The organism is Mesorhizobium sp. M1D.F.Ca.ET.043.01.1.1, from assembly GCF_003952385.1.
Taxonomy (GTDB): Bacteria; Pseudomonadota; Alphaproteobacteria; order Rhizobiales; family Rhizobiaceae; genus Mesorhizobium.
Window position 1 is genome coordinate 6,699,095 of record NZ_CP034444.1, and the last position, 24,432, is coordinate 6,723,526.

The window sequence follows — 24,432 nt, forward strand, 5'->3', positions numbered from 1 at the left end:
AGTTCGGATCAATTCAGTTCACGGCTTCGCGAAACACAAAAATGGTGCAATGCGAAATCGTGGAGGAAACCTGTGAACGCATCCCCGATCCATGACATTTTCGTCATAGGTGGCGGCATCAACGGCTGCGGCATCGCCCGCGACGCCGTTGGCCGTGGATTTTCGGTATGCCTCGCCGAGATGAACGATCTCGCCAGCGGAACCTCCTCCGGGTCGACCAAGCTGATCCATGGCGGATTGCGCTATCTCGAGTTCTACGAATTCCGCCTGGTGCGCGAAGCCCTGATGGAGCGCGAGGTTCTGTGGAAGAACGCGCCGCACATCATCTGGCCGATGCGCTTCGTGCTGCCCTATGCCAAGGGCCTGCGTCCGGCCTGGCTGATCCGGCTCGGCCTGTTCCTTTACGACCATATCGGCGGGCGCAAGCTGCTGCCGGCGACGAAGACGCTGGACATGGCCACCGATCCGGCCGGCAAGCCGCTGAAGCCGTTGTTCCGCAAGGCCTTCGAATATTCGGACGGCTGGGTCAACGATGCCCGCCTTGTGGCGCTCAACGCCCGCGACGCCGCCGACCGCGGCGCCGTCATCCGCACCCGCACCAAGGTGATCAGCGCGCGCCGCGAGAGCGCGCTGTGGACGATCAAGATCCAGAATGTGTTGACCGGCGAAACCGAGGAGGTCCGCGCCCGCCTTCTGGTCAATGCGGCAGGGCCTTGGGTCGATCAGGTGCTGGCAAAAACGGTCGGCCAGAACGACGTGCACAATGTCCGCCTGGTGCAGGGCAGCCACATCGTCATCGCCAGGAAGTTCGACGACCCGCGCGCCTACTTCTTCCAGAACAAGGATGGGCGCATCATCTTCGCCATTCCTTACGAGGAAGAGTTCACGCTGATCGGCACCACCGACCGCGATTTTCCAGGCGATCCGCACGACGTGAAGATCAGCGATGCCGAGATCGACTATCTTTGCGCCGCCGCGAGCGAATATTTCGCTCAAGCCGTCAAGCGTTCGGACATCGTCTGGACCTATTCCGCGGTGCGCCCGCTCTATGACGACGGCGCTTCGAAGGCTCAGGAAGCGACGCGCGACTATGTGCTGAAGGCCGATGGCGGCGAAAGCGCGGCCCCTCTGATCAACGCCTTCGGCGGCAAGATCACGACGTTCCGCCGGCTGGCGGAATCGATGCTGGAGAAGATCGAAGGCTTTCTCGGCAAGCGCGGCAAGCCATGGACCGCCAACGCGCCGCTGCCCGGCGGCGATTTTCCGGCGACAGGGTTCGATGCGCAGGTGTCGAAACTCAAGAACGCCTATCCGTTCCTCGACCAGCGGCTGGCGCGCAGGCTCATCCGGCTTTACGGCACGCGCGCGGAGAGGCTACTTGGGCTGGCCAAGTCGAATGCCGATCTCGGCCGCAATTTCGGCGCCGACCTCTACGAGGCCGAAGTGCGCTATCTGGTCGAGAACGAGTGGGCGCTGACTGCCGAGGACGTGCTGTGGCGCAGGACCAAGCGCGGCCTGCATTTCAGCCGTGAGCAGACAGCTGCCTTGGAAGAATTCATGCGTGGCCGGCGCCACGTCGCGGCGGCCGAATGAAGGCCGCCCGGTAGTGAGCGGGGCCCGGGAGGAGGCGTGATGCTGGAACTGAGGAACGTGACGAAGACGGTCGGCGCGCAGGAGCACATCCGCGACGTGTCGCTGACGCTTCAGCACGGCTCGCTGAACGTCCTGCTGGGGCCGACGCTGTCCGGCAAGACCAGCCTGATGCGGCTGATGGCCGGGCTCGACGCGCCAACCTCCGGCTCGGTCTGGTTCGACGGCAAGGACGTCACCGGACAGCCGGTGCAAAAGCGCAACGTCGCCATGGTCTACCAGCAGTTCATCAATTATCCGGCAATGACCGTCTACGAGAACATCGCATCGCCGCTTCGGGTCGCCGGCGTCGAGCAGGCCAAGATCGACAAGGAGGTGCGAAACGCCGCAGCACTTCTCAAGCTCACGCCCTACCTCGACCGCACGCCGCTCAGCCTGTCGGGCGGCCAGCAGCAGCGCACGGCGCTCGCCCGCGCTATCGTCAAGAACGCCAGCCTGGTGCTGCTCGACGAGCCTTTAGCCAATCTCGACTACAAGCTGCGCGAGGAATTGCGCGCCGAGCTGCCGAAGATCTTTGCCGCCGCCGGCACCATCTTCGTCTACGCCACCACCGAACCGCATGAGGCGCTGCTGCTTGGCGGCAACACGGCGACCCTCTCGGAGGGCCGCGTCACCCAGTTCGGGCCGACCATCGAGGTGTTCCGTAAACCCATCGATCTGGTGACGGCCAGGACCTTCGCCGACCCGCCGCTCAACGCCATCGTGCTCGCCAAGAAGGGATCGGATTTCCTGCTCGAAGGCGGCGTCAAGCTGCCGGTCCCGCCGGAACTGCTCGGCAGTCCGGATGCCAGCTACACGATCGGCTTCCAGCCGCATCATTTGTCGCTCGAGCGACCCAATGCCAGCGCCGTGCCGGTGCGGGCCAAGGTCACCATCACCGAGATCACCGGCTCGGAAAGCTTCGTGCATCTCGACTTCGCCGATGCGCGCTGGGTGATGCTCGCGCACGGCGTCCTCGATTTCGAGACCGACGACGAGGTCGAGGTGTTCATCGACCCGCGCCACATCATGGTGTTCGACCAGAACGGCCGCGCCGTGACGGCGTCGAAGCTGGCGGCTTGAGGAGGAAGCGATGGCGCGCATCGACGTCAACCATATCCGTCATTCCTATCTGCCCAATCCGAAGAAGGATTCGGATTTCGCGCTGAAGGAAGTGCACCACACTTTCGAGGACGGCGGCGCCTATGCGCTGCTCGGGCCGTCGGGCTGCGGCAAGACCACCTTGCTGAACATCATCTCGGGGCTGCTCCATCCCTCGCACGGCCAGCTTCTGTTCAACGGCCGGGACGTGACCAATCTGTCGACGCAGGAGCGCAACATCGCCCAGGTGTTCCAGTTCCCGGTCATTTACGACACCATGACCGTCTACGACAATCTGGCCTTCCCGCTGCGCAATCGCCGCGTGCCGGAAGCCGATGTCGATCGCAAGGTGCGCGAGACGCTCGACATGATCGATCTCGCCTCGATGGCGAACCGGAAGGCGAGGAGGCTGACCGCGGACCAGAAGCAGAAGATCTCGCTCGGCCGCGGCCTCGTCCGCTCGGACGTCAACGCCATACTGTTCGACGAGCCGCTTACCGTCATCGACCCGCATATGAAATGGGTACTGCGCTCGCAGCTCAAGCAACTGCACCGCCGCTTTGGCTACACCATGGTCTATGTCACTCACGACCAGACCGAGGCGCTGACTTTCGCGGACCGCGTCGTCGTCATGTATGACGGCGAGATCGTGCAGATAGGCACGCCGGCCGAGCTCTTCGAGCGGCCGCGCCACACCTTCGTCGGCTATTTCATCGGCTCGCCCGGCATGAACGTCATGCCGGTGGCGATCGACGGCAGGACGGCGATGCTCGGCGCACAGCGCATCGAGCTGCCGGGCGTGCCCAAGGCCGAAGCCGGCGCCGTCGAGCTCGGCATCCGTCCCGAATATGTGCGGCTCGGTCGCGAGGGCATGGCGGTGTCCGTCAGCAAGGTCGAGGATGTCGGGCGCCACAAGGTGGTCCGCGCCAATCTCGAGGGCAGAGAGATCGCCGCTGTCATCGGCGAGGACGATGAGGTGCCGGCCGAACCCAGGATCCGCTTCGACCCGGCGGGCATCAACATCTATGCCGATTCATGGCGCGTCGAGATGGGGGCATAGATGGAAAAGACCTGGAACAACAGGGCCTGGTTCCTTGTCCTGCCGGTGCTGCTGCTGGTGGCGTTCTCGGCCGTCATTCCGCTGATGACCGTCGTCAACTATTCGGTGCAGGACACGTTCGGCAACAACGTCTTCTTCTGGGCCGGCACCGAATGGTTCGAGGAACTGCTTGCCTCCGACCGCTTCTGGGAAGCGATGGTGCGCAACCTGATCTTCTCTTTCATCATCCTGGCGATCGAAGTGCCGCTCGGCATCTTCATCGCGCTCAACATGCCTAAGAAGGGCTGGGGCGTACCGGTCTGCCTGGTGCTGATGGCGCTGCCGCTGCTGATCCCGTGGAACGTCGTCGGCACGATCTGGCAGGTCTTCGGCCGCAACGACATCGGCCTGCTCGGCTACTACGTCAACGCGCTCGGCATCGACTACAACTACGTCCAGGATCCGTTCGACGCCTGGGTCACCGTCATCATCATGGACGTCTGGCACTGGACGAGCCTTGTCGTGCTGCTTTGCTATGCCGGCCTGGTTTCGATCCCGGACGCCTTCTACCAGGCGGCCAAGATCGACGGCGCCTCGCGCTGGGCGGTGTTCCGCTACATCCAGTTGCCGAAGATGCAGCGCGTGCTGCTGATCGCCGTGCTGCTGCGGTTCATGGATAGTTTCATGATCTATACCGAGCCCTTCGTCGTCACCGGCGGCGGTCCCGGCAATTCGACCACCTTCCTGTCGATCGATCTCGTCAAGACGGCACTCGGCCAGTTCGACCTCGGTCCGGCGGCCGCCATGTCGCTGGTCTACTTCCTGATCATTCTGCTGTTGTCATGGGTGTTCTACACCGTGATGACCAACTACGACGCGGAGCGCTGACATGACCGGCGTCAACGAGAGAACGAACAGAGTGAGCGAGACGACGGTTTCGGAAGGGCTGAGCAGCGCTCTGTCGCAAGACGAGATCGCGCGGCTCATGCGCCGCCGCGGCGAGGAATCGCGCTGGTGGTGGATCGTGCCGACGATCTACATCATCGTGCTGCTTCTGCCGATCTACTGGCTCATCAACATGAGCTTCAAGACCAATGCGGAGATCGTCTCGTCGCTGACGCTTTTTCCGCACAATCCGACATTGGCGAACTATCGCACCATCTTCACCGACGCCTCCTGGTATTCGGGCTATATCAACTCGATCACCTATGTGGTCATGAACATGGTGATCTCGGTCACCGTGGCGCTGCCGGCGGCCTATGCCTTCTCGCGCTACCGCTTCCTCGGCGACAAGCACCTGTTCTTCTGGCTGCTCACCAACCGCATGGCGCCGCCGGCGGTGTTCGCGCTGCCGTTCTTCCAGCTCTATTCGGCCTTCGGCATGATCGACACGCATATCGCGGTGGCGCTGGCGCACTGCCTCTTCAACGTGCCGCTGGCGGTGTGGATCCTGGAGGGCTTCATGTCCGGCGTGCCGAAGGAGATCGACGAAACCGCCTATATCGACGGCTATTCGTTCCCGCGCTTCTTCGTGAAAATCTTCATGCCGCTGATCGCGAGCGGCATTGGCGTCGCCTGCTTCTTCTGCTTCATGTTCTCATGGGTGGAGCTGTTGATCGCGCGCACGCTGACCACGACCGACGCCAAGCCGATCGCCGCCACCATGACGCGCACCGTCTCGGCCGCCGGCATGGACTGGGGTCTGCTCGCAGCAGCCGGCGTGCTGACGCTGATCCCCGGCGCGGTCGTCATATGGTTCGTCCGCAACTATATCGCCAAGGGCTTCGCCCTGGGGAGGGTATGACCGTGAATCTCGACCTCTCCTGGATGGCGTGGACCTGGCCGACAGCGGCCTTCTTCGGAACCATCTTTCTGCTGCTCTTCGGCATGGCGGCCTGGGAATATGTCTCGCCGGGCGGCAATCCGCGCGTCGGCGTCCTGCGCTTCGAAACGACGCGCGGCGACCGCCTCTTCCTTTCGCTGCTCGGCAGCGCCTTTATCCATCTCGCTTGGCTGGGTCTCGTTGGGCCCAACCTGTGGTGGGCTCTCGCTCTCTCCGTAGTCTACGCCATTGGCGTGTTCCGCTACGTATAGAGGGGGAAACTGTTGGAGCGACCGCGTGCTGGCGGCCGCTCCAGATCGCACTTGAAAACCTAAATGTGGAGGAACCTCATGCGACGGCAAATTTTAACATCAACGACCGCTATTGTCCTATTGCTCGGGGCCGGCAACGCCTATGCCGGTATGGACGAAGCCAAGGCTTTCCTTGACAAGGAGATCGGCCCGCTCTCGACGCTCTCGCGCGGCGACCAGGAAAAGGAAATGCAGTGGTTCATCGATGCCGCGAAGCCTTTCGCCGGCATGGAGATCAAGGTCGTCTCCGAAACCATCGCCACCCATTCTTACGAGTCGCAGGTGCTGGCGCCGGCCTTCTCCGCCATCACTGGCATCAAGGTCACGCACGACACGATCCAGGAAGGTGACGTCGTCGAGAAGATCCAGACACAGATGCAGACCGGCCAGAACCTCTATGACGGCTGGGTCAACGACTCCGACCTGATCGGCACGCATTGGCGCTACCAGCAGGTACGCAACCTGACCGACTGGATGGAAGGCGACGGCAAGGACGTCACCAACCCGAACCTTGACCTCAAGGACTTCATCGGCACCTCGTTCACCACGGCGCCCGACAAGAAGCTCTATCAGCTGCCCGACCAGCAGTTCGCGAACCTCTACTGGTTCCGCTACGACTGGTTCAACGACGAGAAGAACAAGGCCGATTTCAAGGCCAAGTACGGCTACGACCTCGGCGTCCCGGTCAACTGGTCGGCCTATGAGGATATTGCCGAGTTCTTCACCGGCCGCGAGATCGATGGCAAGAAGGTCTATGGCCACATGGACTACGGCAAGAAGGACCCGTCGCTCGGCTGGCGGTTCACCGACGCCTGGCTGTCCATGGCCGGCAACGGCGACAAGGGCATCCCGAACGGTCTGCCGGTCGACGAATGGGGCATCAAGGTCGACGAGAATTCGCGTCCGGTCGGCTCCTGCACCGCGCGCGGCGGCGACACCAACGGCCCGGCTGCCGTCTACTCGATCCAGAAGTACCTCGATTGGCTGAAGGCCTACGCTCCGGCCGAAGCCCAGGGCATGACCTTCTCCGAATCCGGCCCGGTGCCGGCGCAGGGTGCGGTCGCACAGCAGATCTTCTGGTACACCGCCTTCACGGCTTCGATGGTCGACGCCGGCGCCAAGGCGGTTATGAACGACGACGGCACGCCGAAGTGGCGCATGGCTCCGTCGCCGCACGGTGTCTACTGGAAGGACGGCATGAAGCTCGGCTACCAGGACGTGGGTTCCTGGACGCTGATGAAGTCGACGCCGACCGACCGCGCCAAGGCCGCCTGGCTCTACGCGCAGTTCGTCACCTCGAAGACCGTCGACGTCAAGAAGAGCCATGTCGGCCTGACTTTCATCCGCGAGAGCACGATCCACGACAAGAGCTTCACCGAGCGTGCTCCGAAGCTCGGCGGCCTGATCGAGTTCTACCGCTCGCCGGCCCGCGTCCAGTGGTCGCCGACCGGCACCAACGTGCCTGACTATCCGAAGCTGGCTCAGCTCTGGTGGCAGGCGATCGGCGATGCCTCGTCGGGCGCCAAGAGCGCGCAGGAAGCGATGGACTCGCTCTGCGCCGAGCAGGAAAAGGTCATGAGCCGCATCGAGAAGTCGGGCGTCCAGGGCGATATCGGCCCGAAGATGGCCGAAGAGCACGACCTCGCCTACTGGAACGCCGACGCGGTCAAGAAGGGCAATCTCGCTCCGCAGCTCAAGATCGAGAACGAGAAGGAAAAGCCGATCACCATCAACTATGACGAACTGGTGAAGAGCTGGCAGAAGTAACTGCATGACGTGGGTATTTATGCCCATGTAGGAAATGCAGGGGAGGCGGCTTTGCCGTCTCCCCTGTTGCATGAGGAGTGGAGGGAAGGGAATGAGCGGTTTTGTGCTGGCCATCGACCAGGGAACGACCTCGACCAGGGCGATCCTTTTCGACGACAAGATGAAAGTCGCCGGCATCGGCCAGCAGGAATTCACGCAGCATTATCCGGCCTCCGGCTGGGTCGAGCATGACCCGGAAGACATCTGGGCCAGCGTTGTCGCCACGGTGAAGGCCGCGCTCAAGGCCGCCGGCCGCGCGGCGTCGGACGTCGCCGGGATCGGCATCACCAACCAGCGCGAGACGGTCGTCATCTGGGACAAGGCGACAGGCAAGCCGATCCACAATGCCATCGTATGGCAGGACAGGCGCACGGCGCCGCTTTGCCAGAAATTGAAGCAGCAGGGCCTGGAGAAAAAGTTCACGCGCAAGACCGGCCTGCTGCTCGACCCCTATTTCTCCGGCACCAAGATCGCCTGGATGCTGGACAAAGTGAAAGGTGCCAGGAAGCGCGCCGAGAAGGGCGAGCTGCTCGCCGGCACCATCGACAGTTTTCTCATCTGGCGGCTGACCGGCGGCAAGGTGCACGCCACCGACGCCACCAACGCCTCGCGCACTTTGATCTACAACATCGAGAAGAATGCGTGGGACGACGAGTTGCTTTCGATCCTGAACATACCGGCGGCGATCCTGCCGCAGGTGAAGGATTGCGCCGACGATTTCGGCGTCACCGAGAAGAGCCTCTTCGGCGCCGAGATGAGGATTCTCGGCGTCGCCGGCGACCAGCATGCGGCGACCATCGGCCAGGCCTGTTTCGAGCCCGGCATGATGAAATCGACCTATGGCACCGGCTGCTTCGCGCTGCTCAACACCGGCGCCGACCTGGTGCGCTCGAAGAACCGGCTCTTGACCACAATCGCCTACCGGCTGAACGGCAAGACCACCTATGCGCTGGAAGGCTCGATCTTCATCGCTGGCGCCGCCGTGCAATGGCTGCGCGACGGCATCAAGGTGATCGGCAAGGCCGAGCAGAGCGGCGCGCTCGCGGCAGCCGCCGATCCGGCGCAGAATGTGTATCTAGTGCCGGCCTTCGTCGGCCTCGGCGCGCCGCGTTGGGACGCCGAGGCGCGCGGCGCGATCTTCGGCCTGACCCGCAACTCAGGCCCGGCGGAGTTCGCCCGCGCGGCATTGGAATCCGTCGCCTACCAGACCCGCGACCTGCTCGACGCCATGCGCAAGGACTGGAAGGGGGCATCCGCGAAAACCGTGCTGCGGGTCGACGGCGGCATGGTCGCTTCCGACTGGACGATGCAGCGCCTGGCCGACATCCTCGACGCGCCGGTCGACCGTCCGACCATCCTCGAGACGACCGCGCTCGGTGCCGCCTGGCTGGCGGGCTCGAAAGCGGGCGTGTGGCCGAAGGCGAAGGACTTCGCCAAGACCTGGGCGCTCGACCGCCGCTTCAAGCCGGAGATGGACGCTGCGACGCGCTCCGCCAAGCTGGCGGGCTGGCGCGACGCTGTGCGCAGAACGCTGAGCGTGCCATAAGAAGCCCCATCAGGCGCTGAGTACTGGGGGCGAGGGGAATGGATCCGGACTGGTATGCTGGCTGGCGTGAAGAGGCTTTCGATCAGCTGAACGCCAAGAACGACCGCTTGCAGAAGGATTTCCGCCTCGGCAGCTGGCCGCGCTACGACTACGATCTGAAGGCAGGAAAGCTCCTGTTTTCAGACCAAGGCGTCGTCAAGGTGGTCAGCGAGATCCAGATTGCGGGCAGTACGAGCGCCAAAGCCGACAACTGGCTGTGGGCCTGGGCAAATTCAAACCTGCCCGGCGAGCTTCTGTGTGACGCCAAGCGGGTTCGGTCCTTCGGCGAGGAAAAAGGCGTCGACGAGCTGGCTCAGGCCTACGTGCTCGACACGAACAATGACCTGGAGGCGCTCGGCTGGGGGCTGACCGGGGCAATGGTTCGAATCTGCGGTGCGCTCGGCGCTTACCGCTCCCCACGCGGTGAAGGCGGAGGCCTGTATCTGACCTTCAAGACCATCAGCTGGGCCAGCTGATCCGCGCATCACTTCCTTTGCGACCGGGATGTCGCGAAAGGCCCGTGCCGTTGCCGGCACGGGCCCTCGCAGCCTCCCGTGTTCCGATGATCAGGTCAGTAGGGCGAATAGCACTGCTGACGCGGGCCGTTGTACGGCTGGAACGTGTTGTCCCAGGCGCGATAGGAGCGGTAACGGTCGTAGCACCACTGCACATGCGCATCGCCGCGGTAGACACGGGTCCGGTTGCTGTTGACGATGGCGCCGGTGATCAGCGCGCCGGTCGCGAAGGCAGCCAGCGGGAACCAGAAGTCGCCATGGCGGCGATAGCCGCGGCGATATTCGCGATAGCCGCGATGGCCGTTCCAGTACACGGCGCCGTTGCGTTCATACATGTCGCTCCGGGAGCGATCGAAGCTACGGCGCTTCCTCCAGTCCTGGTACTGCACCGTCTGGACGTTCGAGAGGTCTTGGCCTTGCGGCACATAGTTCGGCTGGGCATTGACCGGCACGATTTCGGCCGCGGCGAACGAAACCGATAGGGCAGTTGCGAGCAGACCTGATGAAATCTTGTTCATGATCTTCTCCTCGAGGGTGGTTGCGTCCCTTGCGGGGGAACGGACGGGTGGTGCGATAGTTCCGCCAAACACCAGGTCGCATTCAACAAGCACACCCGGTGCGCGGAGCCAGTAGGACATGCATGAAAACAGTGGTTTAAGTGCGTCTCGCGATTCTGTTCAATGCGCCGTGAACGACCCGAAGCGTCTACCTCCGGCCTTGCCGGGGAACAGGGTTCGGGCGGACCCTTATGTCACGGAAAGCAAGACTTGGGGGCCATCTTTTTCCGGTTGACCGGTCGCGGCACTCTCCCTATGTTCCGCGCAATTTCGAGGGCAGCGTTTCCAGCCCGCGGGAGCGCGTAGCTCAGCCGGTAGAGCAACTGACTTTTAATCAGTAGGTCATGGGTTCGAATCCCATCGCGCTCACCAAAAACGCAGGAAAATCAGTACTTTGCGAGAGGTTAGGGCGGGTTTTCGTGTCCATTGAAATCCGTGTCCGTATTATGTCCGGGAAACCTTGAGGGGCAGGCGATGGCAGAAGATGAGAACCTGAGGCGCCAAATGATGATTGACCGCGATGCTGCGGCCCTTGCCGTCTATACCGATCTCAAAGAATCCCAGCGCGCTACATTCCAGATAGCGGCCGAGTGGGGCAGGTGGCTGATAGGCTCGCTCGTCCTGATCCATTCTGGCGCTCTATTCGGCATGTTTTCACTGCTTAACAGTAACGGTGGAGGAGCGAACGCGCAGCAATCAACTATGAATGTCCTGCAGGAATTCAGACTGCCCGTCTGGTTCTTCGTGGCCGGTCTATTGCTTGCCCTGTCGGCAGGCTTGTTCGCTTGGCTAAACTGGTCGATGCATTCAGCCAACTACATGGCACAAGCACGCTACGACATGCTCTGGAACTCCGAGAAGTGGGTGGGTGACACCCAGCACCATCGAGGCCTGGATCTAACGCATGCAGGCAGTATCACGTCCGGGCTGCTGTCTGCGGCATGCATTGTTGGCGGCGCCGCTACGATCCTAAATGGCGATTTCTTGGCCGCGTTGTTCAAATAGAGAACAAGTCGCGGAAACCGAGTAGTCGCTACGCAGGCTTCCCTCGATTAAGGCCGGCATTGATAACTTCCGTGAAGTCAGGGGGCTCAATGCCGTCGGGACCGTGGCCGGGCGTCTGTCGGAACAACGCCCACAGAATGAGGGGTCGGTCACGCTCGTCAGCTCGACCTTTCTCAGTGAGTAGGAGATATGTGTCCAGCATGGTTTCTCTCTGCCTGGCATCGTCCATGAGCAGCAGGGAACGCATGAAATAGCGGATCACGGTTTTTAGCAGCCACAGATAGACAAAGATCGGAACGGAAAACACGACCAATCGGCTGAGTTGATGAGCGATGGCCGTACCTACCGAGCCTCCGCTGACGAATAGCCCCAGGTCGAAATGGTTGACGGAAGCGACCGCGGCCGGTCCAAAGGAGTAGGCAATGACGCACGTCACGAGGAGATAGGCAGCGAGCAGTACGCAAGCGGTTCTGAAACCTGTTCGAGCCTCGGTGAAGCGATCATTCCAGTTCAGGCGCGCGCGATCGAGTTTCCACTCCTCACGTATCGCTGCTTCCCGATTGAGAAGCGACTCCTTGAAGGCGTCCAACCCTTCCGAAGCGGCTGCCACCTTCTGATCGATCTCGTTGCCAGCAGCGGCGAGCGCATCAAGTGCTCCTCGTTGTTCAAGTCGCTCTTTCTCGAATTCGGCGCGATAGTTCGCAATCGCGCCCGCGATGTTCGCCAGTTCGCCTGAAGCCGCCTGCTCGGCCGATGTTCGGTCGTCAATGGATCTCCGAGCGGACGAATAGGTCGCCACTTGGAAGAGAATTTTTGCGAGCTCCACTGGCTCGCCCTGGACCTCTGTCAAGAGCTGAGTCCTTGTCTTGCCAGTGCTTTCGGCCAGAAGAGCGGCTACCGCCAGATAGCCGAGTTGCTGTGCGTCGTCCTGAGATCGGTTCGCAAGAGGGTTTCGCACAAATTCCTGCAATCTTTGAACGACCTCGTCCTTCAAGATTGGGAGCTCTCCGGACACAATCGAGAAATTAGGTTGTTGGGATATGTCAGGCGGCGAAGACGCAAGGATGGGACGGCAATGGCTGAATATCCTATCAACAGCGGACCCGGTGCCGGTACTTCCCGACGAGTTTTTGGTTCGAAAAGGAACGTCGTGAAACGTCGAAAAGATCGTTTCGTATAGTCCTGGCTGCATCGCGACCAGGGCTCTCGCGTCACCACCACTTCCGTCGACCCGGACGTGGTTGCTATTGAAAAGTCGCATAAGTATGTCGACGTACTCGTCCATTGTTCCCCGCTGCCCGGTGAGAACGACGAGCTTGATACAAAGGGTCAGTAGATCACAAGGCGGCTATCCCAAGATGCACCGCTAAATTTCGTTCTTGCTGACGCCTTGCAGGACAGCGGAAACGGGCAACGCGCCTAGGAGGCGAGACGATCGCCATTGGCGAGCCAGCCCTTACCACTGTAAGCTTGCCGATCAAACTTGGGGAGGCGAATTTCATGAACCGGGTACTGTCGGACACACTTGGCATACTCAACATGGTGCTGGCGTTGTTGATCATCGTGACCGGGATGGCAGTCGGCATCAACCGATTCAACGAGGTCGGTCATGGGGCAAGTGTCGGGGGTATATTGATTGGCCTATTTTTCGGCTTCGTGGCCGCAGCAGCGGTCTGTGGCACCTTGGCGACCTTGCTGCTAATTGAAAACCACCTTCGTAACATCCGAGCCATCACCGAGGATCTTCACGCTCGGGCCATTCGAGCAAGGAAGTGAGGGCCGGGTGGCTAGAGAGGGGAACCGAGATCCCGGCGGTTTAGTTCGCCGGAATCCGTAAGGTCGGGACCGTTCGTTCGCATGACGGAATGCTCTCCCGAGAGCTGATATAACCCGGCCAGTCGGTGTGCGGTTTGTTTTGAGTTCCAGCCCACCGGTCGGCCCGGTGGGGTCTTCCTGAGCTGGCTTGCCGGGCCGCTCCCGCTCTAGGGATAGGGCGTTCAGCCTTTGCGCTTGTCCGGCGTCCTGGCATGGTTGGTGAACTGCAGGTTCCGGTCGTCGCGGCCAGCGTCCCGACATTCATGGCAATAGATGACCTTGATCAGGTCCCAGTGCATCGCGCCCCGGTCCGGCCCGAGCCGCTTAACCAGTTCGGCAACGTCTAAGACGGCCTTCCGCCTGCAGGTCAGGCAGTCGACCGACAGGCCGGTGCCGGCTTCGAGCTTCTTGCGGAGCGTGTCTTCTGTGAAGGGGAATTTCATCGTCATGGCGATCCTCGTGAATGGGGTCGCCGCACCGGGAAGGATTATATTCCTGATCGCCGGGGCGATGCCAAGAGGTTGCGCGATCGCACCATATCCTTTTGAAGTAGATATTAGCTATCTTGCATATGCGGCGGACCACGGTTCGCCAGACCGGCGCCGGGGCCCAGGCAATTCTCCCCAACGAGAAGGCGCCGGTCACCTTAGCCCGCCGCTGGGTGTGGGGGCACACCGAGCGGCGGGTTATCGGATTTAGCCAGTCCTCTTGACGAGGCGGAAGCCAGCGCCAGACTCATTGCATGCACATGTGCGGCCTCGACCCGCATACGCCGCCAGCCGGCTCCTTCGTTCGGACAGGCTTCAACCGGTGCCCGTCCCCCGACCCCACCGGCTAGGCCCGGCGTCGCTCTGGCCTACCCCGCCAAGATGCCGGGCCGCCCTCGTGTCAGGGACATGTCCATCTTTTGCGCCGCAATTCCATACAAATTTGCAGTTTTCGGACGACGCTGCTGGTGGCAAAATATCGGCGGGTTATCGAGGGAGGCTATCATGCCCCTCTCAAACGAGGGCGGTGTATACGAACCCGCTGATCTGGACATGCTCCAGCGGGTTTTTGACAGGCTCTGCGCCGAGCGTCGGCTAGCCCTCAAGGACAGAGAGCAAAGAGAGGCCCTGGCACGGGAAGTGGTCCGCCTTTTTCTGGACGGCGTGACGGAAGAAGACGCATTGTGGCGGACGCTTTCAAAGCAGCGCACTGCAAGGGGCGCATAGAGAAGCCCGCCGTCTCAGGGAGCGGCGGGCTTTGCTTGGTGCTAATGCTGACGACCTCGGAGGGACTTCGGCCATCTATCTTGATAATCGCGAGAACGGTATTCGGTTCCGAACAATTTTGCGAATTCTGAATGGCAAAAGAGGGCTGGTGGGAACACCCACAGCCCGGCCCGCTATCTCGATGTGACACAGGATTTCGCGGGCCAGGCCGTGTCCCGAAAGCTGGGCTCAGGGCACGGCTAGATTGCAGCCATTTTGGAGCCCGCACAACACGGCCAATAGTCTGTTCCTCCGTCGGAGACCCTAGATGGACATCTCTTTGATGACCGCATCGAGCGAGGCGATATCTTCCAGTGCGGCTATTTCGAGCGGGTCAGCGGCCTGGGCTGGCGTGCGTATCTCAGGAACGCCATCAGGCCCTATTGGCGCGTGGCTCATCACAAGGGTGTCGCGATACTGCTTGAGCAAGTCGAGCGCCTTATCGATGGTTCTCTGGTCCATGGGTGAGATTTTAGCATATGGATTGGCCGATGCCAGCCGGCTACTCCTCTCGAAAATTCTGCATCGAGGCATGGCGATGTGCTCGCATCAAAGGAACTTCACTCGGCTGGTGATGCCAATCACACCATAGCCCTGCATCCCATCGCTCAATCCGCCACGCCGGCCTCGCAATGAACAGTCGCGTCAAAGATCACCTCATAGACGCTCCCAATTTCTTCCTCGATCTCCGTGCTGTCGATCCCGATTGCCTTGGCGTCAGCAAAAAGCTTTTGGGTCAATTCAGCCACCGAGATGATGTCGGCGCCGACTGTCTCCGAGATGTTGTTGGAAATCCATTTGTGGAGGAAGTTGATGCCGCGCGTGCTCATCTCAATGCCGCCCTTTCAGGAATCGGGCCTCGCGAAACAGCGAATCCCAATCTGTTCCAATCAGATCGATCAGACGCCTGGCCTCTTCCTCCCCGATGCCAGTCTCCCTCGTAAGTCGCTCTGCCAACAGTTTTAGATGGGCTTTGCGATCATCCCCATTGTCGGTGGTCGGGCACATGGGCTTCCTCCAATGAAGAGGAACCGCTGAAGGTGGCTTTTGTTTCGAGCCAAGGTTTTGGAACGGTCCCGACTCGCTTGATATGCAAGTAGAAGCCCGTCGCTGGGAGGACTTGGCGACGGGCTTTTCTGGGACCCAGAAGCGGACATGACCGCTGCCATCTATAAGCTTAGAAGGCGAATGTAGGTTCCGTCTCCGTTCGTAAATATTAGCAACTGCTTGACTAAGCCGCCGACCGCCCCAGACTCCTTGCATGGGCAAGGGCAGGATCAAGGTCGGCGATGAAGTCGCGATCACCGCAAGCGTGCGTCGGCGCGTCACCGATGACCGCGTAAGCGTTTCGATCCCGTCCTATGGCTTCCCTCATTCTATCGTCGACCGGACCTCCAAGGTGAAGAAGGGCCAGCCGATCGAACTGGTAGGTGACGTTACCCATATCGACGGCGAATGGGTGACGGTGAACCTGGGCGTGCCGGTCACGGTGAATGCAGATACGCTCCGGCTGGTGACATCCTACAGGCCGCCGACGAGGAAGGCGCCACTCGTGGACAAGCCGACATGACGAAACTGTCTGATCTCGGGCCGCCGATCATCGGCCGGCGCCTGGTGTCCAGATGAGGCGCCCAGGAACGTTAATGCCGTTTCGAAGTTGATTGCGGAGGCCGCCTGCGGAATATTGTTATGCCGTCCACCTCGATCAAGAAAACCGAGTACGATCCGGTCAGTAGAATTCTCTCCGTCTGGTTTGTGGCCAGCGGCAAGCGCTACGAGTTTGAAGGGGTGCCTCCAGAGACCTATGCGGCGTTCCGATCGGCCTTCGTCAAAGGCCGTTTCTTCAACGATCACATTCGCAATCGCTTCCGTTATCGCCGTGTCCCAGGCGAGGACGATTCCTGACCCGAGCCTTCGCATCCATCTCAAGCGGTTCATGGCCCGGCTGTTCGTGCCAGATCACTTGCCGCAGACCGCGCCAGTTTCAACCGCCTGGCCGCAGACCGGACATCTGTTGAAATGGTCGCATTCGTTGGAATATTCCTTGCCGTGGCGCTTCGTCGGCGACTGCCGGCGCGCCGACGGCGTCAGCGTGGCGGGGTGGATGGTCGAGCATGGCCAGGCACTCGATTGGCCACGCTACAGCCACGGTGCCTATGCGGCGCAACAGGCCGAAGCTGAAGCGGCGAAGGTCGGTCTGTGGGTCGGCAACTTCCAACCGCCTTGGGACTGGCGCTCGTCGCACCCCGACGGCGCGGCGCCGTCGAGCCGGCCGCTCGGCATCATAAGCCGCCCGCTGGTCGCGCAGAGCGGCTATTCGTGCGAGCCGCGGCGGTACTGCTCGCAGATCAGCTCGTGTGACGAAGCCCAATGGTATCTGCACAACTGCTCGTGGGGCCGGAAGCTAGACCGGGACGGGGACGGCGTCGCGTGTGAGACGCTTTGTTGAGACCTCCACAAATAGTCCAGTCAGAGCCCCACCATCTTGATGTCTTCGACAAAATCAGCGCCGTAGAGGTCAACAAAATCTTTGATCTTCTGCCGTATGCGCTCTAGCGAGAATCCATGTCGCCAGGTAGCCGGATCCCTCACGATCTCGTCCTTCCAAAAATCAAAGTCGTGGTCGATCGAAGCCTGGTTGTTTGATGCGCTCATATCTACCATCAGCACCAACTCATCGGGTTCGAAGCGTGAGGAAGCGGGCGACCAGCCAAGAAGAAACGGTCCTTCCCCTTCGAATGTCATATGCTGTTTGGTTGCGAATGCCATTGCAGTGGATGCAGCACCTAAAGCATAATCACCTAGAATCCAGCTGCAATCATCAGACTCTGCTATCGGGCTTTCGGGATGATTTAGCGGCCAAACCGTAACCATTTGATCTGAGCGAGGATGAGGAGAGAATTCGGCCTTATCGAAGTGCGCGAGATATGACTTGCAAACCATCATTAGTTTATTCCTGTTGGCGTCAGTTGGCTTTGACTTCAGCGCTACTACTCCATAGGCTCCGACGCCAAGAGGAGGTATATCTTCCTCTCTTAGATACTGACGTACAGGGTGAAGGATAATTTCTGCTGGAAAACCTGGACCGCTCGTCGACTGCCATTGTCTCGAATGATGATGGCGACGATGCTGTCTTTTCTTTTTGCCAAATTTCTTTGACTTTTCGATCTTATTGCCAAATTTGTGGCATGATTTATCGTGAATTCTGCAATCAGCCGATGCCGAAGAAGCGGTGTATAGTAAAATTAGTGCGGCACTCAAGGCGACCTTCATAATCACCTCCGTCTGAGTTCATTTAGTTCGATTTTCAAGCGCCCGTTTTATCGCCGAGACAATGGAGCCTGCGACCGAGAAGGCCACCAAAGAGCCCAGAATTAGCATCGCAGTCCCCCCACTGTTGCCGGGCCGCACCCACCACACAAGCAATAGCCCGACAATCAAGCCTAAACCGCTGCCCACGCCGATGCCTTTAAGCACGATCCCTCCTGCAGGTTTGCTCCAGAGAATTTCTGAGGACGTAACTCTCATTCTGTCTCTGCAAGTATAGAGGTGCTACCCTGAAATGCTCAAGCAAAGAATATAACAAGAGTGGCGTCTGTGAAATGACGCACGTTTGGGACTTTACACGCCGCATTAAATGTCGGGCGCCAACCGTCTGAAGTCGTTGAACGGGCTGGATGTCCAGCTCACATTGTCGGATCAAAAATGAGAGCAACAAGGCCCGCCAGCCAGGTCAACCGCGACCTCCCGCGCTGGACACAGGCGGTTTTGTCAGCGGTGGCATGAAAGGCAGCAGCGCCCGGACTATCTGCTCGACTGGCGTGACCGTGCGCAGCGAACGCCAGTTAAAGCGGGCACCGGGATCGCCCCTGTCGGGCCCCTGCAGGAGATATTCGAGCTGCGTCTGGTTGCCGCCGTTCCGCGGCTGAATGGCGTCGTCGAGGGCACCAGCCAGCCGGCCAAACTGGGTGGCATATGAACCGATGGTGGTGGGGACCGGCGGGAAACCCCTTTTCGTGATGACGGCCATGGTCCGGATCAGACGAAGCGCGTCACGTGTTCGGGCCAATCGCCAGCGCGTTGAGCTGCTGCAGGGTGAGGTTCTGGTTGCCGTTGGGCGCCGGCACCTTGGCCTTTGTGCCCGGCCATGCCAGCTCGTCGCGGCGGGCCTGCTCATGCGCGGCCCGGATGGCGGCGGTGCGGTCTTCAGGCGCTCCCGACTGTTTCGCGAGCGTGGCGAGGTTGGTGTTGAAGGCGTTGAAGCGGTTGTTTGCGGTTGGCATTGGGGCGGTTCCTTCTGTTAGTCGCCGAAGCGGGCGACGTCGTCGACCCAAGACGGCAGCGGTTGGGATGGCGGCAGGGCGCGGGGCGGCGGCGCGACGGTCATGCGGCTGTGGACCGAGACCTTTTGGCCGCCGGCCCGTGGGTCCAGCTCGCCGACAAGGCGTTGGTGACCGCGTTGCCGGCGCAGCCGCTCGGCAGTGGTCGAGCTTGAGCAGTGCGCCTCGATCACGGGCACCGCCTTCTGACCGGTCGTGTCGAGCACGTCGCCGATGCGGTCGGCGGCCATGGCGTGGGCATTGCCGACGCGTAGCAGATAGGCGCTGTCGCTTTCGCCCTGGCGGGTGATGCCCAGCGTCTTCGCCAGTATACCAAGCAGCCGGGCCGTGTGGTCGCTGTCGCTCTCGCCTTCGGCCTGCCGGCACGGCAGCTGCTCGGCAAGGTGCGCAAGCTGGCGCAGGCCGTAGGCAGTTTCGTCCTCGTCGTCGCCGCGCTCGACATAGAGTTTCTTGGCCCGTTCAATGCGCGGCCTATCCTGCCTCAGGTTCCGCTGGTCGCGATCGTCGCCGCGGATGCGGCCTTCGGCGTGACTTTGCAGCGTCTGAAACAGGCGCTTGTGCCATTGTTCATCGGTCTCGCCCCAGCGTTCGGGCATCACGGCGGCCTGCGCCTCGGTCTCAAAGAGGCGGCAGACGGCGCGGCGGAGGATTTCCGGATCGAAGGCGAGTTCCGGCTGGCCCCGCTCGCGGGCGACATTGGAAGCACCTTCCATGGCCTGCCTGTGGTCGTCGAGAGTGACACCGAGGGCGACGATCTGGGCGGCGTAGAAATGCAGCTCCTGAAGGCCCGCGGCGTATTGTGCGGCGTGATTGGCGATTGTCGTGCGCGTGCTGGTTTCCAGAGCCTGCCGGGCTTCCTCGGCGCTCTCGCGCTCGTGGATGTCGACATGGGCGGTGTGGGCCATTCGCAAGGTCTTGATCGTCGACTCGGCGTCCGCAAGCTGCCGTTGGAAGATGTTCAGCGCCCGGTCGTCGAGCACGTCGACGTCGGCACGGCGGGCTTCGAGCGCGGCGAGATTTTTCTCGGTGCTGGCGAGCTTGGCCGCGATGCGGTCGATCTGCTTCGATCGCAGGAGGGCATCGGCGTTGAGCCCCCGTGTGCGGCGCTTCGGCTTGGTCGCGTTGACGAGAGCCCTCAGCAGCTCGTCGAGGGGCAGGGCGGAGAGATTGCTCACGTCTGGCGGCGGCAAAGCCAGCTTGCCCTCGGCCGCGCGTTGCTGGGCTTCGGACGTGTAACCCTCGTCATCGTCTTCGGAGGGCGCCGGGCGGGCTGTCGACGACGACGGCGGCATAGCTGGCGCGGCGGGCGCGCCGCCTTCGTTGTCGTCTTCGAGACCATCGCCAAGGCCGTCGCCAAGGCCATTCTCGTCATTATCGTCGGCGAGATCGGCGAGCAGCGGGTCACGGTTGGAAGGGGACATTTTTCGGTGCTCCGGTGGACTAGCAACGGACACGATACAGGAATAAATCCCTATAACAAGACAAAACTGAAGGAAATCAGTTATTTGTCGTAGGCTGTCCTCTGATTGTTTATCAGTTGATGGCTGTTGTCGCTATTTGTCGCGAACTAGTCACCATCCGCGCCGTGGGTCTTGCAGCTCCGCGCCGTTGCCGAAACGCCGCCGCCATGCGTCATCGGGCGAAGGCAGCTCCGGCGTGTCGTCGTCAAGTGCCGCTGTCCGTCTTGGCGGCCGGCGCTCCGGCGTCCACTCTGCTCTTGCCTGCGGTTCCGGTCCGCGCCGGCTCCGGGCGATCGATGGCCTCGCTGCCGCCGCGATCATCAGCGCCACGTCCAGCCGGTCGGGGCTGACAGGCGAGAGCGGCCTCGGCGCCATCTTCTCGACCTCGCGCTGAAGCTCTTCAGCGCGCTCGGCGTCGCGCCGATCGGCTACGATCGGAGCAGCAGCTGGCGGCAGCTCGCGCATCGTGGCGAACAGCTCGTTAAGCTGCTCCCGCATGGCGACGGCACAATCATACTCCTGTTGTGTCTGGAGGTGGGATGGCCGCACGGCGAGCGCGGCACGGCGCTGTTCGGCGCGATGCGGCTCATCGACATCGCGGCGGCCTCTCAGGACGGCCTCCTCGAAGCCGGGATGGCGGTGCATCCATTTGGTCAGCGTGCGGCGGTCGACGCGTAGCCGGCCTGCGATCTCGGCCAGCCCGCCGCCGGCCTCGGCGGCTGCAAATGCTTTTTCACGGTCGAAAAGGGGCGGTCGTCCGCGCGGCATGCGGTGTTCCCTTCGGAGGTTGGCGGCCCCACCCCCACCGAAAAGGGCGGGGCCGCGTCCTCGTGCCTGCAGAGGCGGGTCGGCAGGAGATAGGATTATATTCCTACATCAGTCAGCGGCAGGGCGCAAGGCTCTGGCGCGAAGGTGCCAGACTGCAACTGCTCTCTCTTTTTAGGGAGTATCGATTTGGCGTGCGCCCTTATTGGCCGCGGAACCCCGAAAACTCTCCCCGTGCTAGGACGTGCGTGGCCGCGTGCCTCGGCGGCCGCTCGTGTGCGGGGTGTAGCAGGCGACGACGCACGGCACGACAACACTCAGCTGCTTCCGTTGCCGGAGCGACAGATTGTACCGCCGCAGTTCCTCTACGCCACTCTTGGTAGTCAGCTTTGCTTGCCGTCGCGCTCCTCCTTTGGCACGGCTGCAGGTTGTATCGGCACTTGGCACTCGGTCATGGTCGCGACATGGGCTGCACTATTGGGCGGGTGGTAATGACGCGCTGTGCGTCATCACCCCCTATGGGGCCCATGTTTGTTAATGACGCGTGCTTTTTTGCGTCATTGGTGCGTCATTGAAAAACATCAATGACGCAATACCTGCGGTTGCAGTCGCGCTCACTCTCCGCCACCGTGGTCTGACAACAGCAGGGCGGGGTCTTTGGCGAGAAACAGGCCCCTTCGCTCCCTCCGCTGGGCGGTGCTCTTGTAGACTTCGACCTTCAGTACGCCGTCGGTGATCCATCGCTTGACGATCGCTCGCGCGTCGGCAGCGCTCTTGCCCGGGACGTACTTACTAAACGCGATCGACACGCACCGCCCACCAGCTGCGCTCGCGTCGCTATAGCGCTCGCCGTTCCCTGGGCCCTCGTGTATCTCCCGCAGGATGCGGGTTGCGATGTCGCCGCCCATCCCGGCCATCAGCTCCGGCGGTGCCCATGGCGTCATCACCTGCACGTCATCGCCGTGCGGGTTGTCCTTCGAGCTGTTGCCAATGTTCACGCTGACGAGCCTGAACCACTGCGCGGCGCGCGCTTGCGGGGCGATGTTGACCTTTGCCGGATCGACGCGGACGTAGTGCCGGCGTTGATCCTCGGCGATGCCAAACGTTTTCGCTTCGTCGACCGACATGTGCGTTAGCGTGTAGCCGAGCCGGATGGCGTCTTTCAGCGCCGACGCGCCGCGGCCGCGATTGGCATTGCCGGGGTCGGCTGCGCCCTTTGACATGTGGTGGGGCAGGTCGATCGCGATCTTTAGCCGCGAGGCCATGTCGGTCAGCACCTGCACGACGAAATCCATGTGGTCGTTGCTGTTCTCTTCGACCCCGTGGATTTTCTTCAGCGGGTCGAGGATCACTAGATCGACCGCGTATTGCTTGACCAACTGCTCTACCGTTGGGGCCAAGTCCGATTTTACCGGTTGCCTTGTATCGGGGTCGATGACTGCGATCTTGCCGGCGTCGAGGCCTGCCGCCACCAAAAGCAGCCGATCGCCTATCTGCTCATCCGAAACGCGATAGTGCATCTTGGCGGCTGCGACACGCCGCTCCAGCTCATCCATGTCGTCCTCGAAGCACATCAACAGCACCGTGCAGCGCTTGTGGACGCGCTCATCGGTCAAGTTGCGCCCCGTGGCGAGCGCGACCGCCTGTGCGATGCGTAGCGACGTCTTGCCAGTCGCACCGTCGGCGAAAAGCGCGCTGACGAAAGTGCGTGCGAAGACCTTGCCGAGCAGGAACTCGCGCGGCGGTATGCTGGTCGGGTCGATCCCAGCGGCGCTCCAGACCTCAATTTCGCGGGCCTTCGGCTCGGGCGTCGGTTCGCGCTTCTGGCGGTGCCCTTGGCCGCCACCGCTGAATATCTGCTGCAGCATCTCTTTGGCGGTCTCTTTAAAGGCCTCTTTTTGATCCGGGACCGATGGGCTTCCAGCTCTGTTAAGCGCGTCCATGTCGGCCAACTCTCTGCTCGATGTTTTCCATGGCGATTTCAGCAAACGCCTCGGCCAAGAGATCGACGACTTCGATCTGGTCGTGCCCGCCAGCCAGCTCGCGCAGCTTCTCGGCGAGGCCGGCGAGGCTGGCCTCGGGTCTCCGCGCCGCTCGGTACGCCTCGAACATCGCCGCGATGTCAGGCCGCTCGCGCCAGCTTCGATCGGGGGATCGGTCGGCATGGTAGAACACAGTGCCCGCGCCTGCGCCGAACCCTGACTTGAACGACAGCCATTTCGCGTAGAGTTCATCGGTGCCGGTGTAGGTGTCTGACGTCATCGACCACGTGTCCCACAGCCCGAACGCGGAGAGGTCGCCGTCTGTGGCGTGGTGAAGCCCGGCGCCTATGGCGATCCAGCGATCGTAGGTCTCCGGATACTTCGACATCACCGCCATGGCGGCGGCCAGCAGCTCCAAGGGCGCATGTGGATCGGCGGCGGGCCTGCGGACGGCAGGCAGCTGTCTGACCACCTTCCTTGTCCAGCCAGCGGCCGCGCAGGTGGCGTTGACGAAGCCGACCAATGCGAAAGCATGCTTTTGGGTCATCAGCGGCAGGTTCGCGCTCGGCATGTCGACTAGCTCCCCATCCGGCCAGTAGTATGGCTTGCCCGTGCCGGGATGGATCGCATAGGCGACGAACTGCTGACCGTCGGCGAGTATCTCGACCTTGTGTTCATTGCCGTCGGGCGAGATGGAGGTGTCGGACATCACCTTCCTGAACGGCTCATCGGTCCGGTAGACCAGCAGTTCTCGCGGCGGTCGCCCAATGCGTGCGATCGTCGGCCCGATGTTCTTTTCGCACCAGTCATAAACCTGCTCGACCAGCCATTCGGACGGCGTGTCAACATCGACCGCTGGGGTGAACTTGGTCTTGATCCCGACGCCGCAGCCGCTGAACATCCGAGGGCCTTGCGGCGTGGCGAGAAGGGCAGCGTAGTCATTTTTCTGCCATCCGTAGCCGACAGGCTGCTTCGTTCCGGGCTTGATCGGCACCGGGGGGTAGCCCAGCTCCGCGAGGCGCGGCCCGTGCGAATGATAGAAGCCGGTCATCGGCGCACCCCCAAGTCACGTGCGGCCCGCGCTAGGGCAGGCTTGACCCCATCGCGTTTCCAGTCGAGGAGGATGGCGTGATCGGTCTTCCCCGCACCGCAGCGCGTGCAGACGCACGAACACATAAAGACGTCGGCATCCCCCAGTGAGGTGACGATGATCGCTCGCGTGTTTTCGCGCACCAGCGGCGTCGAACAGGCGTAGCACTGGAAGTGATCGCTTTCCTCCGCCAGCCGGCCAAGGGTGCTGGTGAAGCGAAGCGCGTGGATGGCGGCAGGGTTGCCACGGATAGCCGCCGTCAACATCGGTTTGCCCAAAGGCACCAGCGTGGCGCGTGCAGCCGCCCAGCGGTCACGCGCTTCGATGCGTTTCAGTTCGGTCATGGTAGTCCCGCCA

At 61.7% G+C, this 24,432-nt stretch carries 28 protein-coding genes and 1 tRNA gene; 15 read left to right on the forward strand and 14 right to left on the reverse strand.

Annotated elements, in window-relative coordinates; all coding sequences use genetic code 11:
• Positions 1-72: 72 nt before the first annotated feature.
• From glpD to EJ067_RS32295, 9 genes are all read left to right on the forward strand, one after another.
• Complete coding sequence (gene glpD, locus EJ067_RS32255; protein ID WP_126089116.1) at positions 73-1,593, forward strand: glycerol-3-phosphate dehydrogenase; 1,521 nt, start codon at positions 73-75, stop codon at positions 1,591-1,593.
• 39 nt (positions 1,594-1,632) lie between these two features.
• Positions 1,633-2,712, forward strand: a complete 1,080-nt coding sequence (locus EJ067_RS32260; protein WP_126089117.1) for an ABC transporter ATP-binding protein — start codon at positions 1,633-1,635, stop codon at positions 2,710-2,712.
• 10 nt (positions 2,713-2,722) lie between these two features.
• The gene (locus EJ067_RS32265; RefSeq protein WP_126089118.1) at positions 2,723-3,790 is read left to right on the forward strand and encodes an ABC transporter ATP-binding protein; all 1,068 of its coding nucleotides are present in this window, start codon (positions 2,723-2,725) and stop codon (positions 3,788-3,790) included.
• Positions 3,791-4,657, forward strand: coding sequence for a sugar ABC transporter permease (locus EJ067_RS32270; protein WP_126089119.1), 867 nt, complete (start codon positions 3,791-3,793; stop codon positions 4,655-4,657).
• Position 4,658: 1 nt separating this feature from the next.
• Positions 4,659-5,573: a carbohydrate ABC transporter permease gene (locus EJ067_RS32275; protein WP_126089120.1), complete on the forward strand. Its 915-nt coding sequence runs from the start codon at positions 4,659-4,661 to the stop codon at positions 5,571-5,573.
• On the forward strand, positions 5,570-5,863 hold the full coding sequence (locus tag EJ067_RS32280) for a DUF2160 domain-containing protein (protein ID WP_168247343.1): 294 nt from the start codon (positions 5,570-5,572) through the stop codon (positions 5,861-5,863). Before EJ067_RS32275 ends, EJ067_RS32280 begins: the two co-directional genes overlap by 4 nt.
• 78 nt (positions 5,864-5,941) lie before the next feature.
• Positions 5,942-7,669, forward strand: a complete 1,728-nt coding sequence (locus tag EJ067_RS32285) for an ABC transporter substrate-binding protein (protein WP_126089121.1) — start codon at positions 5,942-5,944, stop codon at positions 7,667-7,669.
• 91 nt (positions 7,670-7,760) lie between these two features.
• Entirely contained in the window at positions 7,761-9,254 is a 1,494-nt protein-coding gene (gene glpK, locus EJ067_RS32290; RefSeq protein ID WP_126089122.1) for a glycerol kinase GlpK, read from the forward strand.
• 38 nt (positions 9,255-9,292) lie between these two features.
• The gene (locus EJ067_RS32295; protein WP_126089123.1) at positions 9,293-9,769 is read left to right on the forward strand and encodes a DUF6882 domain-containing protein; all 477 of its coding nucleotides are present in this window, start codon (positions 9,293-9,295) and stop codon (positions 9,767-9,769) included.
• A 95-nt stretch (positions 9,770-9,864) separates the two neighbouring features.
• On the opposite strand, the gene EJ067_RS32300 is transcribed toward EJ067_RS32295, so the two are convergent.
• A complete protein-coding gene (locus EJ067_RS32300) occupies positions 9,865-10,326 on the reverse strand; it encodes a BA14K family protein (protein WP_126089124.1) in 462 nt (153 codons plus the stop codon).
• A 335-nt stretch (positions 10,327-10,661) separates the two neighbouring features.
• Here EJ067_RS32300 and EJ067_RS32305 point away from each other — a divergent pair.
• A tRNA-Lys gene (locus tag EJ067_RS32305) sits at positions 10,662-10,737 on the forward strand.
• A gap of 102 nt (positions 10,738-10,839) precedes the next feature.
• Positions 10,840-11,370, forward strand: coding sequence for a hypothetical protein (locus tag EJ067_RS32310; protein ID WP_126089125.1), 531 nt, complete (start codon positions 10,840-10,842; stop codon positions 11,368-11,370).
• Positions 11,371-11,398: 28 nt separating this feature from the next.
• Here EJ067_RS32310 and EJ067_RS32315 read toward each other — a convergent pair whose 3' ends face one another.
• The gene (locus tag EJ067_RS32315; protein WP_126089126.1) at positions 11,399-12,364 is read right to left on the reverse strand and encodes a DUF6161 domain-containing protein; all 966 of its coding nucleotides are present in this window, start codon (positions 12,362-12,364) and stop codon (positions 11,399-11,401) included.
• A 506-nt stretch (positions 12,365-12,870) separates the two neighbouring features.
• Here EJ067_RS32315 and EJ067_RS32320 point away from each other — a divergent pair.
• A complete protein-coding gene (locus EJ067_RS32320; RefSeq protein WP_126089127.1) occupies positions 12,871-13,146 on the forward strand; it encodes a hypothetical protein in 276 nt (91 codons plus the stop codon).
• A 221-nt stretch (positions 13,147-13,367) separates the two neighbouring features.
• Here the strand turns inward: EJ067_RS32320 and EJ067_RS32325 are convergent, their stop codons facing one another.
• From EJ067_RS32325 to EJ067_RS32340, 3 genes are all read right to left on the reverse strand, one after another.
• Positions 13,368-13,634: a hypothetical protein gene (locus EJ067_RS32325; RefSeq protein ID WP_126089128.1), complete on the reverse strand. Its 267-nt coding sequence runs from the start codon at positions 13,632-13,634 to the stop codon at positions 13,368-13,370.
• Between the two features lie 1,068 nt (positions 13,635-14,702).
• A complete protein-coding gene (locus EJ067_RS32335) occupies positions 14,703-14,900 on the reverse strand; it encodes a hypothetical protein (protein WP_126085634.1) in 198 nt (65 codons plus the stop codon).
• Between the two features lie 146 nt (positions 14,901-15,046).
• The gene (locus EJ067_RS32340; RefSeq protein WP_126089129.1) at positions 15,047-15,268 is read right to left on the reverse strand and encodes a DUF768 domain-containing protein; all 222 of its coding nucleotides are present in this window, start codon (positions 15,266-15,268) and stop codon (positions 15,047-15,049) included.
• A 431-nt stretch (positions 15,269-15,699) separates the two neighbouring features.
• Between EJ067_RS32340 and EJ067_RS32345 the strand changes: the two genes are divergently transcribed.
• The 3 genes from EJ067_RS32345 (at position 15,700) to EJ067_RS34995 (ending at position 16,887) form a co-directional block, all read left to right on the forward strand.
• Entirely contained in the window at positions 15,700-16,008 is a 309-nt protein-coding gene (locus EJ067_RS32345; protein ID WP_126089130.1) for a hypothetical protein, read from the forward strand.
• Positions 16,009-16,127: 119 nt separating this feature from the next.
• Positions 16,128-16,343 carry a KTSC domain-containing protein gene (locus EJ067_RS32350; protein ID WP_126089131.1) on the forward strand — a complete coding sequence of 72 codons (216 nt, stop codon included), beginning with the start codon at positions 16,128-16,130 and terminating at the stop codon, positions 16,341-16,343.
• A gap of 31 nt (positions 16,344-16,374) precedes the next feature.
• Positions 16,375-16,887 carry an excalibur calcium-binding domain-containing protein gene (locus tag EJ067_RS34995; RefSeq protein ID WP_210211677.1) on the forward strand — a complete coding sequence of 171 codons (513 nt, stop codon included), beginning with the start codon at positions 16,375-16,377 and terminating at the stop codon, positions 16,885-16,887.
• A 20-nt stretch (positions 16,888-16,907) separates the two neighbouring features.
• Here EJ067_RS34995 and EJ067_RS32360 read toward each other — a convergent pair whose 3' ends face one another.
• The 9 genes from EJ067_RS32360 to EJ067_RS32400 form a co-directional block, all read right to left on the reverse strand.
• Positions 16,908-17,711 carry a hypothetical protein gene (locus tag EJ067_RS32360; RefSeq protein ID WP_126089133.1) on the reverse strand — a complete coding sequence of 268 codons (804 nt, stop codon included), beginning with the start codon at positions 17,709-17,711 and terminating at the stop codon, positions 16,908-16,910.
• Between the two features lie 18 nt (positions 17,712-17,729).
• Positions 17,730-17,915 carry a hypothetical protein gene (locus tag EJ067_RS32365; protein WP_126089134.1) on the reverse strand — a complete coding sequence of 62 codons (186 nt, stop codon included), beginning with the start codon at positions 17,913-17,915 and terminating at the stop codon, positions 17,730-17,732.
• 256 nt (positions 17,916-18,171) lie between these two features.
• Positions 18,172-18,468 (reverse strand): hypothetical protein, encoded by a 297-nt coding sequence (locus EJ067_RS32370; protein WP_126089135.1) that lies wholly within the window; start codon positions 18,466-18,468, stop codon positions 18,172-18,174.
• 22 nt (positions 18,469-18,490) lie between these two features.
• Entirely contained in the window at positions 18,491-18,721 is a 231-nt protein-coding gene (locus EJ067_RS32375) for a hypothetical protein (protein WP_126089136.1), read from the reverse strand.
• A gap of 17 nt (positions 18,722-18,738) precedes the next feature.
• On the reverse strand, positions 18,739-20,199 hold the full coding sequence (locus EJ067_RS32380; RefSeq protein ID WP_126089137.1) for a hypothetical protein: 1,461 nt from the start codon (positions 20,197-20,199) through the stop codon (positions 18,739-18,741).
• 150 nt (positions 20,200-20,349) lie between these two features.
• Complete coding sequence (locus tag EJ067_RS32385; RefSeq protein ID WP_126089138.1) at positions 20,350-21,006, reverse strand: hypothetical protein; 657 nt, start codon at positions 21,004-21,006, stop codon at positions 20,350-20,352.
• 611 nt (positions 21,007-21,617) lie between these two features.
• The gene (locus EJ067_RS32390; RefSeq protein WP_245468366.1) at positions 21,618-22,946 is read right to left on the reverse strand and encodes an AAA family ATPase; all 1,329 of its coding nucleotides are present in this window, start codon (positions 22,944-22,946) and stop codon (positions 21,618-21,620) included.
• Positions 22,933-24,036: a PriCT-2 domain-containing protein gene (locus tag EJ067_RS32395; protein ID WP_126089140.1), complete on the reverse strand. Its 1,104-nt coding sequence runs from the start codon at positions 24,034-24,036 to the stop codon at positions 22,933-22,935. The genes EJ067_RS32390 and EJ067_RS32395 overlap by 14 nt, the downstream gene beginning before the upstream one ends.
• Positions 24,033-24,419 carry a hypothetical protein gene (locus tag EJ067_RS32400; protein ID WP_126089141.1) on the reverse strand — a complete coding sequence of 129 codons (387 nt, stop codon included), beginning with the start codon at positions 24,417-24,419 and terminating at the stop codon, positions 24,033-24,035. Before EJ067_RS32400 ends, EJ067_RS32395 begins: the two co-directional genes overlap by 4 nt.
• Positions 24,420-24,432 lie beyond the last annotated feature (13 nt).